Below are 15,578 nucleotides of genomic sequence, written 5' to 3'. Positions count from 1 at the left end.
CGTTCGTGACTCCGCAACTGTCCCTTCACGAAGAGGTCGCCTCCGCCCTCGCCGGCGGTGACCCCGTCGTCGCGCTGGAGAGCACCATCCTCTCCCATGGTCTCCCGCCCGGCCGCAACCTCGACGTCGCCCGGCGGCTGGAGAAGGTCGTGCGCGACGGCGGTGCCGTCCCCGCGACCATCGCCGTCCTCGACGGCGTCCCCTTGATCGGCCTCACCGCCGAGCAGCTGGAACGCGTCTGCGCGCCCGGCGCCGACCTGGACAAGCTCTCCCTGCGCGACATCGGCCCGGCCATCGGCCTCGGCCGCTCCGGGGCGACGACGGTCGCCAGCACCGCGGCGCTGGCCGCCGCCGCCGGGATCGGCATGTTCGCCACCGGCGGGCTGGGCGGCGTGCACAAGGGCGCGGCGCAGAGCTGGGACGTCTCGGCGGATCTCGGCGTGCTCGCGAAGGTGCCGACCACGGTCGTCTGCTCCGGGGTGAAGTCGGTGCTCGACATCGCCGCGACCCTCGAAGTGCTGGAGACCAACTCCGTACCGGTGCTGGGTTACCGCACCGGCGAGTTCCCCGCGTTCTACCTCCGCTCGTCCGGTTTCGAGGTGCCGTGGCGGGTCGACGACGCAGCGCAGGCCGCCTCGGTCATCGCCGCCCACCGGGCACACGCGAATTCCGGTGTCCTGCTGGCGAATCCGATTCCCGAAGCGTCCGAAATGGACAAGGAGCTGCACGACTGGCTGCTCGCCGAAGGGCTGGAACTCCTCAAGTCGCGAGGGGTGCATGGCAAGGACGTCACCCCCGTGCTGCTGGAGCACTTCCACACCGCCAGCGGAGGCGTGAGCCTGGACGCGAACGAGGCGCTGGTGCTGTCCAACGCGGAACTGGCCACCGAAGTGGCCGTCGCGCTCGCCGGGAACGCGGCGTGAGCGGCATCGTCGTCGTCGGCGATGTCGGCCTCGACGTGGTCGCGCGGCACGAAGGACCCATCCCGCACGGCGGCGACATCCGCGCGAAGGTCCACTTCACCAGCGGCGGCGCGGGCGCGAACACCGCGCTGTGGCTGCGGGACGAGGGCGCGGAGACCACGCTCGTCGCGCGGATCGGGGACGATTCCGGCGGCCGCATGGTGCAGAGCGAACTGGAGGCGGCGGGCGTCCGCTGCGAGTTCGCGGTGGACCCCGAGGAACCGACGTTCTGCGTCGTGGTGCTCGTCGACGGCGCCGGCGAGCGGAGCATGCTCGCCGACCGCGCCGCGAACGCGAAGTTCAGCCCCGAGGACGTCACCGAGGCGGCGCTGAGCGGGGCGAGCCACCTGCACCTCTCGGGTTACGTCCTGCTGTACCCGTCGTCACGGCCAGCCGCGCTCGCGTCGCTGGCGGCGGCGAAGAAGGCCGGGCTGACGACGTCGGTGGACCCGCAGGCGGCGACGCTGATCACCGATCCCGCGGCCTTCCTCGACGACGTGCGCGGCGTCGACCTGCTGATGCCGAACACCAGCGAACTGGTCGCGCTGACCGGGTCGAGCGATCCCGAGGCGGCGAAGGAGCTGCTGGACTACGTCGGCGAGGTCGTGGTCACCGCCGGTCTCGACGGCGCCAGCTGGGTGGACGCGAGCGGCACCATCACCTCGGTGCCATCGCAGCCCGCGGAGTGCGTCGACTCCACCGGTGCCGGCGACGCGTTCGACGCCGGTGTGCTCGCGGCGTGGCTGCGCGGCGAGTCCACCGTGGAGGTGCTCCGGGCCGGGACGCGGCTGGGTGCCCGCGCCGTGTCGAAGGTCGGGCCGCAGCCGTAGCCGTAGCCGCCCCTCAAACGCTATGAAAGGTCCTTTCCTTGCAAATTTTGCAAGGAAAGGACCTTTCATAGCACGCGCGAAACGCGTCAGCCGCCGTCGATGACCTGATGACCCCCGCTTTCGATGCGGGTCGGTTCGGCCTGGTAGCGGTTGACCTTCTCGCTCTTGCGCGGTGGCCGGTCGTTGGCGATCAGGACGGCGACCCAGGGCAGCGGGATCGAGATCGCGATCAGTGCCAGCGCCAGCCACCACGTCTGGTAGAAGATCCCGGCGAGGATGAGACACGGGATGCGGAACGACATCATGATGATGTACTTCCGCTTCCGCTTGGCCAGCTGGTCTTCGTAGGACGGGGCGGCTTCGGTGATCAGCACCGGAGCGGGTTCCCTCGGTTCGGGACCTTGGGCGGGCGCGTTCACAGCACCACCTCCGGCTTCCATGCTCCCACTCGCCCGGCTCATCCGACACCCGGGTGGGTGAGCCGGTGCAGAGCCGCGACCACGAGCGTCTCGACGCCCGCCGAAAGCGTCGGATGCGGGACGGGCGCGAAGAGCGGCGAATGGTTCGACGGGATGTCCTGTTCGAAGCGCCCGGCGGTCATCGCGGCGATCACCTTGCCCTCGTCCAGGCCGCCGACCAGCCAGAACACCGAGGGAACGCCTGCCGCGCGGCCGAACTCGCTGAAGTCCTCACTGCCGGTGACCAGCGGCGCGGGCATCACCCGGCTCTCGCCGAAGTGGTCGCGGAAGGCGGCGGTGAGCCCCTCGGTGGCCGCGTCGTCGTTCTCGGTGACCGGGAACGCGCCGATCCGCTCGATCTCCGGCGGTTTCGGCGCGCCCGCGGTGGCCGCCTCGCCCTGGACGATCCGCTCGACCGCCGCGACGACCTTCTCCCGCACTGCCTGGTCGAACGACCGGATGTTGACCTCGAGGACGGCGTGGTCGGCGATGATGTTGTGCGCCGTGCCGACGTGCATCGACCCGACGGTCACCACGGCCGACTCGGTCGCCGAGATCTCCCGCGACACGATGGTCTGGAGCTTGAGCACCACGGACGCGGCGAGCACCGCGGGATCCACCGTCGTCTCGGGGCGCGAGCCGTGCCCGCCGCGGCCGTGCAGGGTGATGCGGAGCGCGTCGGTGGCCGCCATGATCACGCCCGGCCTGGTCAGCACCCAGCCCGCCGGACCGGGCACGACGTGCTGGCCGAGCACGACGTCGGGTTTGCCGGCGGGCCCGAAGACCCCGTCGCGGACCATGCCGACGGCGCCGTCACCCGCCTCCTCCCCCGGCTGGAACACGACCATCAGCGTGCCGGACCAGTGCTCGCGTCCGGCCGCGAGCAGCGAGGCCGCGCCGGAGAGCCAGGTGGCGTGCATGTCGTGGCCGCAGGCGTGCATCACCGGGACATCGCGGCCCTCGGCGTCGACACCGCGCGCCGTGCTCGCGTATGGCAGGCCGGTCTTCTCCTCGACCGGTAGCGCGTCGATGTCGGCGCGCAGCATCACCTTCGGGCCCGGCCCGTTGCGCAGCACGCCCAGCACGCCGGTGCGCCCGATGCCGGTGTGCACCTCGTAACCGTCGGCCTCCAGACGTTTCGCCAGCTCGGCGGCGGTACGGGTTTCGGCGAACGACAGCTCCGGATGCCGGTGGAGGTCGGTGTACAGGTCTTCCAATCCGGGCAGCGCCGCCTGCAGCGGTGCCAGGACACTCTCAAGGCTCACGACGCAATCCTGGCAGTATTACCCACCGTGAGCACACGAGCGGCCCTCCCCGACCTGTCCGACGACGTCTGCGCGAGGCTGCGGGACGCCTTCCGCCGGACGGGGTACGACACCGACGGCGTGGTCGGCGCCCTCGGCTCCGCGCACGCCGCCCTCGGCCGCGGCGAACCGGAACTCGCCTACCGCGCGACCCGCGACGCGGGCGAGCTCGGCACGCTGATCCGGCTGTTCCTGCTGGGATCGACCGAACCGGAGAAGGACGTCGAGGCGGCTTTCGCGCCACTCTCGGTCGATGACGCGGTCGCCGCCACGCTGCTCGTGCCCGCCGCCGACGGCTACCGGGCCGGTCTCGACGTCCGCCCGCACGGCGACGACGAGGGTTCGTGGTGGGTCGTTTCGGATCTCGACGCCGACGTCCTCGGCCAGACCGTGCCCGAGGATCACGTGCTCGGTGTCGGGCACGCCTCGCTCAGCCTGATCCGGGCCACCAGCCGCCGCGAGGTCGGCAGCCTGCTCGACGTCGGCACCGGAAACGGTGTCCAGGCGCTGCACGCCACACGGCACGCGAAGAAGGTCACCGCGACCGACGTCTCGGCCCGCGCGCTGGCGCTGGCCGCGGCGACGTTCCGGCTCAACGAACTGGACGTCGAACTCGTCCGGGGCGAATGGTTCGCGCCGGTCGCGCGGCGCCGGTTCGACCAGATCGTGTGCAATCCGCCGTTCGTGGTCGGCCCGCCGCGGGTCGACTACACCTACCGCGACTCCGGTCTCGCGGGTGACGACGCCAGCGCGCTCGTGGTGCGGCAGCTGCCAGGGTTCCTCAACGACGGCGGCACCGGTCAGCTCCTCGCGTCCTGGCTGCACGTGAAGGGCGAGGACTGGGGCGATCGGGTGACCCGCTGGCTGCCCGCCGAGACCGACGCGTGGTTCGTCCAGCGGGACATCGCGGACCCGGGCCTGTACGTCGGCACGTGGCTGCGGGACGCGGGTATCGACCCTCGTTCCCCCGAAGGCCGCGCGAAATCCGGGGCGTGGCTCGACTGGTTCGACGAAAACGACGTCCAGGGGATCGGGTTCGGTTTCGTCACCCTTCGGCGGGCGGACGGCGCGACTCCGACGATCGTGTGCGAAGACCTTCGCCAGGCGTACGACGATCCGCTGGGCGCCGAGGCCGCGAACTGGCTGGACCGGGTGGAATGGCTTCGCGCCAACGGTGATTCGCTCCTCGATATCCGTTTCCGCGTGCCGGAAACCGTGCTTCTGGAGAGCGTCGCCGAGCCGGGCGAGGAGGGCTGGGCCACCACCGTCCAGCGGCTGCACCGCACCGACGGCCCCGGGTGGTCGCACGAAGTGGACGAACTCGCGACACGGCTGCTCGCGGGCTGTCAGGGCGCGCTTCCCCTGGAGGACCTCATCGTGCTCCTGGCGGCCGCTCAGGGGCTCGAACCGGAGGAGCTGGCCGAAGCCGCGCTGCCCGTCGTCCGGGAACTGGTCCGGCACGGCATGCTCCTCCCCGCCGTCTGATGCGGGCGGTGGTGGCGAGGGTCACGGAAGCGAGCGTGACCGTCGGAGACGAGGTGACCGGCGCCATCGACGAGCCGGGTTTGCTGGTGCTGCTGGGAATCCACGTCGACGACCATCAGTCGAAGGTGGCGACGATGGCCCGCAAACTGCACGAAGCTCGCATACTTCGCGACGAGGAGTCCTGCGCCACCACCGGCGCTCCCCTGCTCGTCGTAAGCCAGTTCACTCTTTACGGCGACACCCGCAAAGGCCGCCGTCCGTCCTGGACGGCGGCCGCCCGGCCCGAGGTCGCCGAACCCCTCGTGACGGCCGTCGTCGACGCGCTGCGCGAACGCGGCGCACGGGTCGAAACCGGCCGCTTCGGGGCCATGATGGCGGTCCGGAGCGTGAACGACGGTCCGTTCACCCTCCTCCTAGAGGTCTAGACCACGTTTCCTTCTCCCCGGCACGGGCATTCTCAGGAAAAGCTCAGGGTTGGTGGAGCAACGCCCCAGGTCAGCCGCCCGTCTCCTCTGTAGCGGCCGGGAACGTTTTCGGACCTCCCGGCGTTGAGCCAAGTGTCCAGCCAAGCTGGGCCGAGGAGGAGTAGCCGGTTTTCCACAGGGCCTGCTACGCCGAGACGGACCCGGCGGACAACCGCAGCACGTTCAGCCCGTGACCGGGGAGGCAGAATGTCAGTCCAGACTCTCGAACGCGAAGCGCGCGGGATTCGCGAGCGCCGTATCCCGGCGCAATCCACCCAGGAGCCGGTGAGCACGGGGGCGCTCACCGACGCCGACCTCGACGCCCAGAGCCCGGCCGCGGACCTCGTTCGCGTGTACCTCAACGGAATCGGCAAGACGGCGCTGCTGTCCGCCGCCGACGAGGTCGAGCTGGCCAAGCGCATCGAAGCGGGCGTGTTCGCCCAGCACATGCTCGACACCGCCGAGGGCCTCACGCCGAAGCGGCGTTCGGAGATGTCCGCCCTCGTGCGTGACGGCCACGTCGCGAAGAACCACCTGCTGGAGGCCAACCTCCGCCTCGTGGTCTCGCTCGCGAAGCGGTACACCGGCCGGGGGATGCCGCTGCTCGACCTGATCCAGGAGGGGAACCTGGGTCTCATCCGCGCGGTGGAGAAGTTCGACTACTCCAAGGGGTTCAAGTTCTCGACGTACGCCACCTGGTGGATCCGCCAGGCCATCACCAGGGGAATGGCCGACCAGGGACGCACCATCCGGCTGCCGGTCCACCTGGTGGAACAGGTGAACAAGCTGGCCCGCATCAAGCGTGACCTGCACCAGCAGCTCGGCCGGGACGCCACCCACGAGGAGCTGGCCGCCGAATCGGGTATCCCGGCGCACAAGATCTCCGACCTGCTCGACCACTCGCGTGACCCGGTGAGCCTGGACATGCCGGTCGGCACCGAGGAGGACGCCCCGCTCGGTGACTTCATCGAGGACTCCGAGGCGACCGACGCCGAGAGCGCCGTGATCTCCGGTCTGCTCCAGGACGACCTGCGCCGCGTGCTCGCGACGCTGGACGACCGCGAATCCCAGGTGATCCGCCTGCGCTACGGCCTCGACGACGGCCAGCCGCGCACGCTCGACCAGATCGGCAAGCACTTCGGGCTCTCCCGTGAGCGCGTCCGGCAGATCGAGCGAGAGGTCATGTCGAAGCTGCGTCAGGGTGAGCGGGCGGACCGCCTGCGCGCCTACGCTTCGTGATGCCACAGAGCGTTCGGCGGAACTGAAGACGTACTCGGCCGAAGTGGCAGGGCGCCCTCTTCCCCATCACGAGGTGGACGACGAGGCAGCGCCCTGCCGACGCCGATCGCGGGTTCTCCAACAGACAGAGCACCTTTCGGCGCGGAAAAAGCAACACCCGTTCGGCAGCGTTGACTTATGACCTGGGTCACGAGACCGTCGAGCAGGCAATAAGTCTTCGCGGTCGGGCGTTCGCGCCCGGATCGCTTTCCCCGGGAGGTCGGGTCCGTCGGGGTGGGCCCGGCCTCCCGAACTCTTTGTCCGGCGCGGCGACAAATTGCAGCGCGGGAATTGCACTCGGTCCCGTGGCTCGTGAGTGGTAAGGATGGGGTTCTAACCGTCCTTACCACTCACGAGGCCCGGCACCGGAGCCCACCGGCAGTGGCGCCGGTTACGTCAGCCATGGCCTCGCGGACGCCATGGCCGGGCTTGGGTACCGTGAGCGGGTTCCCGATGCCGGCAAAGGAGCCCGCGCAGTGGCGCCCACCACGTTCCAGTACACCGAAGTCCTTCCCCTCGCGAAGGACACCCACACCGAGTACCGGCTGATCGGCACCGAAGGTGTCGAGGTCGTCGAAGCCGCGGGCCGGAAGTTCCTCAAGGTCGAGCCCGAGGCGCTGACCAAACTCGCCAAGACCGCGATCACCGACATCCAGCATCTGTTGCGCTCGTCACACCTGGCGCAGCTGCGCGCGATCGTCGACGACCCCGAGGCCAGCGGCAACGACCGTTTCGTCGCGATGGACCTGCTGCGCAACGCCGCGATCTCCGCCGGCGGCGTCCTCCCGATGTGCCAGGACACCGGCACCGCGATCGTGATCGGCAAACGCGGCGAGGGCGTGCTCACCGGCGCCGACGACGAGCGTGCGCTGTCGCGCGGTATTTTCGACGCCTATCAGGAGTTGAATCTGCGCTATTCGCAGATGGCGCCGGTGAATTTCTGGGATGAGCGCAATACGGGCACCAACTTGCCCGCTCAGATCGAGCTCTATCACAAAGATGGACAGGGCGACCCGAGCTATGAATTCCTGTTCATGGCCAAGGGCGGCGGCAGCGCGAACAAGACGTTCCTCTATCAGGAGACGAAAGCCGTCCTGAACCCGAAGCGGCTCGCGAAGTTCCTCGACGAGAAGCTGCGCAGCCTCGGCACCGCGGCCTGCCCGCCGTACCACCTCGCGATCGTCGTCGGCGGCACGTCGGCGGAGTTCAACCTGAAGGTCGCGAAGCTGGCCTCCGCCCGCTATCTCGACGACCTGCCCACCGAGGGTTCCGAGCTGGGTCACGGTTTCCGCGACGTCGACCTCGAACAGCAGGTGCTGGAGATGACGCGCCAGTTCGGGATCGGCGCGCAGTTCGGCGGAAAGTACTTCTGCCACGACGTCCGGGTGATCCGCCTGCCGCGCCACGGCGCCTCCTGCCCGGTCGGTGTCGCCGTCTCGTGCTCGGCCGACCGTCAGGCGAAGGCGAAGATCACCGCCGACGGCGTCTTCCTGGAGCAGCTCGAACGCGACCCGGCGCGGTTCCTGCCGGACGTCACCGAGGACGACCTGTCCGACGAGGTGGTGACCGTCGACCTGAACCGGCCGATGGCCGAGATCCGCGCGCAGCTCTCGCAGCTGCCGGTCAAGACCCGCCTGTCGCTGACCGGTCCGCTCGTCGTCGCCCGCGACATCGCGCACGCGAAGATCGCCGAGCGGCTCGACGCGGGCGAAGAGATGCCTCAGTACCTTCGCGACCACCCCGTGTACTACGCGGGACCGGCGAAGACGCCCGAGGGTTACGCTTCGGGCTCGTTCGGGCCGACCACCGCGGGCCGCATGGACTCCTACGTCGAGCAGTTCCAGGCCGCCGGCGGCTCGCTGGTGATGCTGGCGAAGGGCAACCGGTCCAAGAAGGTGACCGCCGCGTGCAACGAGCACGGCGGGTTCTACCTCGGCTCGATCGGCGGCCCGGCCGCGCGGCTCGCGCAGGATTGCATCAAGAAGGTCGACGTCCTCGAGTACGCCGAGCTGGGGATGGAAGCGGTCTGGAAGATCGAGGTCGAGGACTTCCCCGCATTCATCGTCATCGACGACAAGGGCAACGACTTCTTCGAGGCCACGTCGGAACCGGTGCTGCAGATCAGCTTCCGGTGAGAGGAAAGGTCCTTTCCTTGCAAATTTCGCAAGGAAAGGACCTTTCATGGCGCGCGTAGGCGTTATCGCATCTGCTTGAGGACCACGGTCCGCTCCCCCAGCGGCGCCGCCAGCGCCACCGAGATCACCGGATGCCGGATGTCCATCGTGCACATCTGGCCGGTCTGGCCCTTCAGTTCGGTCAGGTTGACGGTGACCCTGGTCCCGTCCTGCTGCGCGGCCTCCGCCGTCGCGTGCCCGCAGCCGCCTTCCTGGCCGCGGATGTTCAGGATCGTCCCGCCGTTGCTGGTGTACACCTCACGCGGGTAGTCCGCGGGCAGCGCCGACGCGTCGAGCTGCTTGTCCGGCAGCTTGGTGCTGCCTTCCGGAACCTCCTGCCGAGGCGCGCCCGGCACACCGGGCTGGCTTCCCGGCGCGGGCGTCGGGGACGAGGACGGCATGGTCGGCGGTGCGGTCGGGGACGGCGGCACGGTACTCAGGGTGCCGCTCCCGGGTCCGGCCGCGGGTTCCGCTGCCTGGTTCTGCGCCCCGCAAGCGGATACCGCAACGACGATCAGGCCAAGGCCGATGACATTCGTTAAGTACCTCATGTGCCTAGGACGGAACGAAACCGCGGTGGGGTTGCACACGATCTCAACCCGCTTCCAGGACCACGGTCCGCGTCCCGAGCGGCTCGGCGAGTTTCACCGGCAGGACGGCGTAGCGGATGACCTGCGGGCACATCTGCCCAGGCTGTCCGTGGTCGATCTTCACCTTGACCACGACCCGCCGCGCGTTCTCCTCGGCGAGATCCGCCTTCGCCTCGTCGCAGCCGCTCAGTTCGATGTGCACGTTCAAGCCGCCGGTCTCGGCGCTGACCTGGGCTGGCACCTTGGCGTCGACCTGGGACGGCGGCAGCATCTTGTCCGGGGGCGGCGGGCCGACGGTCGGCCGTGACATCGGCGGTTTCGCGGCAGGAGGGCTCGCCGGGAGCGAGGTGGGCAGATCCGAAGGGGTGGTGACGACCGGAGGGGTACTCGTGTTCGCCGGTGCTCCGGGGCCGCCCGCGCCGCAGGCCGCCGTCGCGACGAGCACGAGCCCCGCGCCCAGCGTCTTCGCTGCGTTCATCATGGTTTCAGGACGGAACCAAGCGGCGAACGGTTGCATCAACGCTGGGCGGCGCGGCCGCGCGCCAGCCCGAGGATCACCACCCCGGCGAGCGTGACGGCCAGCAGCAGCACCGTGCTCGCCGACGCCAGGAACACCTGTCCCCGGTCCGTGAGCGCGAAGATGCTCGCGGGCAGCGTGCGCCAGTCCGGTGGGTACAGCATCATCGTCGCGCCCAGTTCACCCATCGACATCGCCAGCGCGAGACTCGCCGACGCCGAGATCGACGGCAGCAGGACCGGCAGCCGCACCCGCAGCAGCACCCGGACCGGCGAAGCGCCGAGGCTCGCCGCCGCCTGCGCCAGCAGCGGGTCCATCCGCGCGATCGCGGCGGAGACCGTGCTGTAGGAGAACGGCAGCAGGATCATCACGTGGCCCAGCAGCACGATCCAGCGCGTGCCGTTGAAGGCGAGCGGCGGACGGCTGAACGCGACCAGCAGCGCGAGCCCCAGCACCACCGACGGCACGGCGATCGGCAGGTGGAACAGGGTGTCGACCGCCTTCCGCAGCTTGGACGGCGCGGACTGCGCGGCGAGCGCGGCCCACGTCCCCAACAGCACCGAGACCGCCGACGCGATGACACCGGTCTGAATGCTCACCGAAAGGCTCGCGAAAGTCTCCCCGGACAGCGCCTGCGCGAAATGCGAGCCGGTGAGCGCACCCGGCAGCAGGTCGGTCCACGTCCCGGCGACCGACGCCAGCGCGATCATCAGCAGCGGCGCCAGCACGATCGCGGTGAACAGTACGGCGAACACCGCCCACAGCAGGACGCGGCTACGCCTGGTCCACAGCAGCACGACGGCCTCCCTTCGTCAGTCGCCGGTAGGTTCCGTACAGGGCGAGGGAGAAGACCACGTTGACCACCGCGATGACACAGGCCTGCGGGAAGTCGAAGGTGACGATTCCCTTGCCGTAGACCAGCATCGGCAGCGTCGTGACGTCCTTCGCGCCGAGGAACAGCACGATGCCGAACTCGTTCATCGCCAGCAGCATGGTCAGGCAGGCGCCGGAAGCCAGTGACGGCAAGGCTTCCGGCAGGATGACCTGGCGCAGCACGCGGCCGGGTTTCGCGCCGAGGCTGGCCGCGACCTCCATCTGCGCCGACGAGACCTGGCCGAACGCGGCGAGCGCCGGCCGCATCACGAACGGCGTGTAGAAGGTGATCTCCGCCAGCAGGATCCCGAACGGCGAGTACAGGAATCCGCCCGCGCCCAGGATCCCGGCGCTGCCGTAGATGAAGGTGAACGCGAGCGCGATGAGGAACGACGGGAACGCGAGCACGGTGTCCACCAGCCGCGAAAGCGTCCGCGCCCCGGGGAACGGTACGAAGGCGATCACCAGCGCGAGGAACGTCCCCAGCACCACACAACCAGCGGTCGCACCGAGCGCGAGCGCGACGGTCTTCCAGGCCGTGTCCCGGAATTCCGCCGAGCCAAGGACGTCCAGCCACACCGAAAGGCCGACCTCGCCGGTTTTCGACTCCAGTGATTGGAGAACGACCAGCACGAGCGGATAGCCGAAAAAGCCGAGCAGCACGAGCACCGGGGGCAGCAAGAGCCAGCCACGTCCGGGCTGTTTCTCCCGGCGCCGCGCCGGTGCCGCCGTCGCGGCCAGTGCGAGGCCGGTCATCCGACACCCACCAGCGGGCAACCGTCCGGAATGGACACTCCGACCCGCTCCCCCACACTCGGAAGTCCCGCGATGTCCGGCACTTCGGCCCGGACCTCGCCACCGGTGTGCGCGAGTTCGAGGTCGAGCCGGAAGCCCGTACCGCGCCACTGGACACCGCGCAGCACCGCGGGCAGCGTTCCGGGGGCGTCCGCCTCGGTGATCCCGACCCGGTGCGGCCGGACGCCGAGGGCGACCGGCTGCCCGGCCCGGATCGTGCCCGCCGGATCCGCGGCCAGTTCGCGGTCGCCGAGCCGGACCCTGGTGCCGTCGGGGTGGATCAGCTCGACCGGGATGAGGTTGGACGCGCCGAGGAAGCTCGCGGTGAACTCCGTCGAGGGCCGCTGGTACAGCTCGCGGCTCGGGCCGAGTTCGACCAGCTTCGAGTCGCGCATGACGGCGATCCGGTCCGCCAGCGCCAGCGCTTCACCCTGGTCGTGGGTGACGTAGATCAGCGTGGTATCAGGGAGTTCGGCCCGCAGCCGCAGGAGTTCGGCGACCATGTCCTCGCGCAGGGCGGCGTCCAAAGCGGACAGTGGTTCGTCGAGCAGCAGTACCCGTGGCCGGATCGCCAGCGCCCGCGCGAGGGCGACGCGCTGTTGCTGCCCGCCCGAAAGCTCACGCGGGTAGCGACGGGCGTACTCGCCCATCCCGACCAGCTCCAGCGCCTCGGCGACCCGGCTCGCCGTCTCGGTCCGAGGCGTTTTCCGTGCCTTGAGGCCGAAAGCGACGTTCGCCTCGACGCGCATGTGCGGGAACAGCGCGTAGCTCTGCACGACGACGCCGAGACCGCGGCGGTGCGGCGGCAGCTCGGTGACGTCCTCGCCGTCGAGCAGGACCCGGCCGGTACTCGGCACGACGAAACCCGCGAGCGCCTTCAAGGCCGTCGACTTGCCGGATCCGGACGGCCCGAGCATCGCCAGCGTCTCCCCTCTCGCCACGGTGAGATCCAGTGGCGAGAGGGCGGTCGTCCGGCCGAAGCGGACGGAGACCCCGCGGAATTCGACCGCCGGGGTCATCGGCCCACGGCCTTCTTGTACGCGGCGAGGTCGGCGTCGAGCTTCGCGAGGACGGCGTCCCAGTCCGGCTGCCAGATCTCGACGCCGTCGAGGGCGGCCTTCACCTTGTCCGCGCGCGGACCGGACGGCGTGACGTCGGTCCGCGACGGGGCGCCGAAGGCGTCGACGACCTTGCCCTGCACCTCGGCGGAGAGCAGGAAGTCCAGGAACTTCTTGGCGTTCTCGGCGTGCGGCGCGTTGTTCACCAGGCCCGCGTAGTACGGGAGGGCGAGGGTGGAGCGCTTGCCCTGCGCGTCGGCCGGGAAGAAGACCTCGAAGCCACCGCTCTTCTCGATCGCGGCGAGGTTCATCTGGACGTCGCCGTTGGCCACCAGGATCTCGGCCTTGGCCACCTTCGGCTGCAGCTTGCCGGTGGAGGACGACGGGCCGACGTTGTTGGCTTCGAGTTTCGCGAGGTAGTCGAGCGCGCCCTGGTCGCCGAGGACGTGCTGGAGTTGTAGCAGGACCGCGGTGCCGTCGCCCGCCTCGCCGGGGGTCGAGTACTGGAGCTTGCCCTTGAGCGACGGGGACAGGAGGTCGTCCCAGGTCTTGGGCGAGACCTGCGGGTTGCGGATGAAGCTGAGGTAGTTGTTCATGATCGCGAAGTAGCGGCCCTGGCCGTCCTTCTGCCCGGCGGCGACCTGGTCGGTCCCGGCGGGGGCCGTGGGGGCGAGCAGGCCCTGCGACGCGGCGCGCTGGATGAACGGCGGGAGCGTGACCAGGATGTCGGCCTGGGTGTTGGCCTTCTCCTTCTCCACCCGCGAGGCGACCTCGCCCGATCCGGCGGTCACCGCCTGGACGGTGATCCCGGTCTTGGCCTTGAACTCCTCGAAGCGCTGGGCGTACCAGTCTTCGAGACCGTCCACTGTGTACAGCGTGACGGTCTGGTCGCCGGACGCTCCGCCTGCGGTTCCGCCACAGGCGGCCAGGGTGAGGGAGAGCAGCCCGGCGAGGGCGGCGGCCGCGAATTTCTTCATGTCGTCAAAGCTCCTTTTAGGACAGCAGGGCGGGGAGGTCGCGGACGGATTCGAGGACATGGGTGGCGCCGGCGGCTTCGAACTCCGACTTCTTCGCCGAACCGGTGAGCACTCCGGCGACGATCGAGGCACCGGACCGCAGCCCGGTCTGGACGTCCGAAGCGGTGTCACCGGCGACCGCGATCCTGCGGACGTCGGTGATTTCGAGCCGCAGCGCGGCGGCGAGGACCAGGTCGGGGTACGGGCGGCCGCGTACTCCCTCGCCCGGCGCCAGGACGGCGTCGGCGAGGCCGTGCCAGCCCAGCGCGTCCAGGATCGCGTTCTGCGTGGCAGGCGCGAAGCCGGTGGTGAGCGCGACCTTCACCCCTTGGGCGCGTAGTTCCTGGATCGTCTGCTCGGCGCCGGGGATCGGCTCGCAGTGGCCGTCGGCGACGAGTTTCTCGTAGGCGTCCTGGAAGGCGGTGTTCGCCCGCTGGGCGCGTTCCTCGTCTCCGTCGAGCAGGGCGCGGAAGACGACGATCTTGGACTGCCCCATCGTTTCGACGACGTAGTCGAGCATTCCGGGAAAGCGGCTGTCCTCTTCGGACACTCCGGCGGCGGCGATCGCCGCGGTGAAGGCGCGGATGACCAGGCCGTCGTCGGCGACGGTGGTCCCGGCCATGTCGAGGACGACGAGTTCGGTGTTCACCAGGACAGCTCCTCTGCGGTGTCTTCGGCGATGGCGGGGGAACAGGTCATCCCCCGGCCACCCGGTCCGGTGACGAGCCACGCGTTGTCCGCGACGCGGGCGCGATGCACGATCCGGGTGGTGTCGGTGGTCTGGGCGTAGACGCCGGCCCAGCGGCGGGCGATGCGCGGGAGCGGCCGTCCGAGCAGCGCCCCGGCGACCTCGGCCAGGTGGTCGTACGGGTCTTCGGTGGTGTCGAACGAGAACGGCTCGTCGTATTCGTGCGTGTCGCCGATGGTCAGCGAGCCGTCGAGGCGCTGGACCATGAGCAGCTGCATCTTGTGGGCCGCGGCGATCTCACCCTGCGGCTGCCCGGCGTTGAGGCCGTCGAGCGCCTCGCCGCGGTACGCCGGGTAGTACCGGAAGCTGTCCGCGTCGGCGACCGTGGTGGTGAGGGTTTCCCCGAGCGGCTCGGTCTGGGCCATCTGCAACCGCACCCGGCGGACCGGGGCCTGCCCGGCGAGTTCCTTGACCAGGCCGCCGGTCCAGGCGCCGGTGCACAGCACCACGACGTCGCCTTCGTGGGTTTCGCCCGCGTCGTCGACGACGCCGCGATCGGTCAGGTCGCGGATTTCGCGGCCGGGCACCCAGGTGTAGCGGCCGGATTTCGCCAGCTCGGCGCGCAGGGCGGGCTGGGCGACGCGCGGTTCGACGGCGGCGTCGCGGTCACACCAGAGCGCGCCGAGGAAGTCGCCGCGCAGGGCCGGGTTCAGCTCCCTGGTCTCGGCGGCGTCGAGCAGCTTGAAACCGCGGTCCTCCGTGCTCGCGGCCGCGGCCTCGGCGACGGCGAGTTCGGCCTCCGTGCGGACGACGGTGAGTGAGCCGTTCGGCCGGAAGCCGATCCCATCGACGCGTTCCCCGATGCGCTCCCACAGCACTCGCGCCCGCGCGGCCGTCTCCAGTTCGGTGCCACTGGCGCGGCCACCGACCCAGACCAGGCCGAAGTTGCGCACGGAGGCGCCCCTGGCCTCGGGTTCCCGTTCGATCTGGACGACGTCGTGGCCGCGTTCGACGGCCTGCCAGGCGTGCTGGGTGCCGAGCACTCCGCCGCCGATGATGAGGATTCGCACACCGCAGACGCTCGTC

At 70.0% G+C, this 15,578-nt stretch carries 16 protein-coding genes; 6 read left to right on the top strand and 10 right to left on the bottom strand.

Features of this window, described 5'->3' with window-relative positions; all coding sequences use genetic code 11:
* Positions 1-5 precede the first annotated feature (5 nt).
* Positions 6-923, top strand: a complete 918-nt coding sequence (locus tag ACFVM3_RS20710) for a pseudouridine-5'-phosphate glycosidase (protein WP_378440820.1) — start codon at positions 6-8, stop codon at positions 921-923.
* Positions 920-1,792, top strand: coding sequence for a carbohydrate kinase family protein (locus tag ACFVM3_RS20705; RefSeq protein WP_378440818.1), 873 nt, complete (start codon positions 920-922; stop codon positions 1,790-1,792). The genes ACFVM3_RS20710 and ACFVM3_RS20705 overlap by 4 nt, the downstream gene beginning before the upstream one ends.
* An 86-nt stretch (positions 1,793-1,878) precedes the next feature.
* On the opposite strand, the gene ACFVM3_RS20700 is transcribed toward ACFVM3_RS20705, so the two are convergent.
* The gene (locus tag ACFVM3_RS20700) at positions 1,879-2,232 is read right to left on the bottom strand and encodes a DUF3099 domain-containing protein (RefSeq protein WP_378440854.1); all 354 of its coding nucleotides are present in this window, start codon (positions 2,230-2,232) and stop codon (positions 1,879-1,881) included.
* A 17-nt stretch (positions 2,233-2,249) separates the two neighbouring features.
* Positions 2,250-3,515: an amidohydrolase gene (locus ACFVM3_RS20695; RefSeq protein WP_378440816.1), complete on the bottom strand. Its 1,266-nt coding sequence runs from the start codon at positions 3,513-3,515 to the stop codon at positions 2,250-2,252.
* Positions 3,516-3,542: 27 nt separating this feature from the next.
* On the opposite strand from ACFVM3_RS20695, the gene ACFVM3_RS20690 reads away from it, so the two are divergent.
* The 4 genes from ACFVM3_RS20690 to ACFVM3_RS20675 all read left to right on the top strand — a co-directional run bounded on the left by ACFVM3_RS20690 (position 3,543) and on the right by ACFVM3_RS20675 (position 8,916).
* Positions 3,543-5,039 carry a methyltransferase gene (locus tag ACFVM3_RS20690; protein ID WP_378440814.1) on the top strand — a complete coding sequence of 499 codons (1,497 nt, stop codon included), beginning with the start codon at positions 3,543-3,545 and terminating at the stop codon, positions 5,037-5,039.
* On the top strand, positions 5,039-5,464 hold the full coding sequence (gene dtd / locus ACFVM3_RS20685; RefSeq protein ID WP_378440812.1) for a D-aminoacyl-tRNA deacylase: 426 nt from the start codon (positions 5,039-5,041) through the stop codon (positions 5,462-5,464). The genes ACFVM3_RS20690 and dtd overlap by 1 nt, the downstream gene beginning before the upstream one ends.
* A 246-nt stretch (positions 5,465-5,710) precedes the next feature.
* Positions 5,711-6,742 (top strand): sigma-70 family RNA polymerase sigma factor, encoded by a 1,032-nt coding sequence (locus ACFVM3_RS20680; RefSeq protein WP_255632714.1) that lies wholly within the window; start codon positions 5,711-5,713, stop codon positions 6,740-6,742.
* A 515-nt stretch (positions 6,743-7,257) separates the two neighbouring features.
* Positions 7,258-8,916: a fumarate hydratase gene (locus ACFVM3_RS20675; protein WP_378440811.1), complete on the top strand. Its 1,659-nt coding sequence runs from the start codon at positions 7,258-7,260 to the stop codon at positions 8,914-8,916.
* Positions 8,917-8,978: 62 nt separating this feature from the next.
* On the opposite strand, the gene ACFVM3_RS20670 is transcribed toward ACFVM3_RS20675, so the two are convergent.
* The 8 genes from ACFVM3_RS20670 to ACFVM3_RS20635 all read right to left on the bottom strand — a co-directional run bounded on the left by ACFVM3_RS20670 (position 8,979) and on the right by ACFVM3_RS20635 (position 15,562).
* Positions 8,979-9,386, bottom strand: coding sequence for a hypothetical protein (locus ACFVM3_RS20670; protein WP_378440809.1), 408 nt, complete (start codon positions 9,384-9,386; stop codon positions 8,979-8,981).
* Positions 9,387-9,549: 163 nt separating this feature from the next.
* Positions 9,550-10,026 (bottom strand): hypothetical protein, encoded by a 477-nt coding sequence (locus ACFVM3_RS20665; protein ID WP_378440807.1) that lies wholly within the window; start codon positions 10,024-10,026, stop codon positions 9,550-9,552.
* Positions 10,027-10,061: 35 nt separating this feature from the next.
* Positions 10,062-10,859 (bottom strand): ABC transporter permease, encoded by a 798-nt coding sequence (locus ACFVM3_RS20660; RefSeq protein WP_378440806.1) that lies wholly within the window; start codon positions 10,857-10,859, stop codon positions 10,062-10,064.
* On the bottom strand, positions 10,837-11,691 hold the full coding sequence (locus ACFVM3_RS20655) for a 2-aminoethylphosphonate ABC transporter permease subunit (protein WP_378440804.1): 855 nt from the start codon (positions 11,689-11,691) through the stop codon (positions 10,837-10,839). Before ACFVM3_RS20655 ends, ACFVM3_RS20660 begins: the two co-directional genes overlap by 23 nt.
* Positions 11,688-12,749: an ABC transporter ATP-binding protein gene (locus ACFVM3_RS20650; protein WP_378440802.1), complete on the bottom strand. Its 1,062-nt coding sequence runs from the start codon at positions 12,747-12,749 to the stop codon at positions 11,688-11,690. The genes ACFVM3_RS20655 and ACFVM3_RS20650 overlap by 4 nt, the downstream gene beginning before the upstream one ends.
* Complete coding sequence (locus ACFVM3_RS20645) at positions 12,746-13,765, bottom strand: 2-aminoethylphosphonate ABC transporter substrate-binding protein (RefSeq protein WP_378440800.1); 1,020 nt, start codon at positions 13,763-13,765, stop codon at positions 12,746-12,748. Before ACFVM3_RS20645 ends, ACFVM3_RS20650 begins: the two co-directional genes overlap by 4 nt.
* A gap of 16 nt (positions 13,766-13,781) precedes the next feature.
* A complete protein-coding gene (locus ACFVM3_RS20640; RefSeq protein WP_378440852.1) occupies positions 13,782-14,456 on the bottom strand; it encodes a phosphonatase-like hydrolase in 675 nt (224 codons plus the stop codon).
* Positions 14,450-15,562 (bottom strand): TIGR03364 family FAD-dependent oxidoreductase, encoded by a 1,113-nt coding sequence (locus ACFVM3_RS20635; protein WP_378440798.1) that lies wholly within the window; start codon positions 15,560-15,562, stop codon positions 14,450-14,452. The genes ACFVM3_RS20640 and ACFVM3_RS20635 overlap by 7 nt, the downstream gene beginning before the upstream one ends.
* Positions 15,563-15,578: the final 16 nt, after the last annotated feature.

The sequence above is a fragment of the Amycolatopsis sp. NPDC057786 genome (assembly GCF_042797905.1).
In the GTDB taxonomy this organism is placed as follows: Bacteria; Actinomycetota; Actinomycetes; order Mycobacteriales; family Pseudonocardiaceae; genus Amycolatopsis.
Note: the sequence above shows the minus strand (reverse complement) of the source record. Positions and strands in the feature narration are given on the sequence as shown.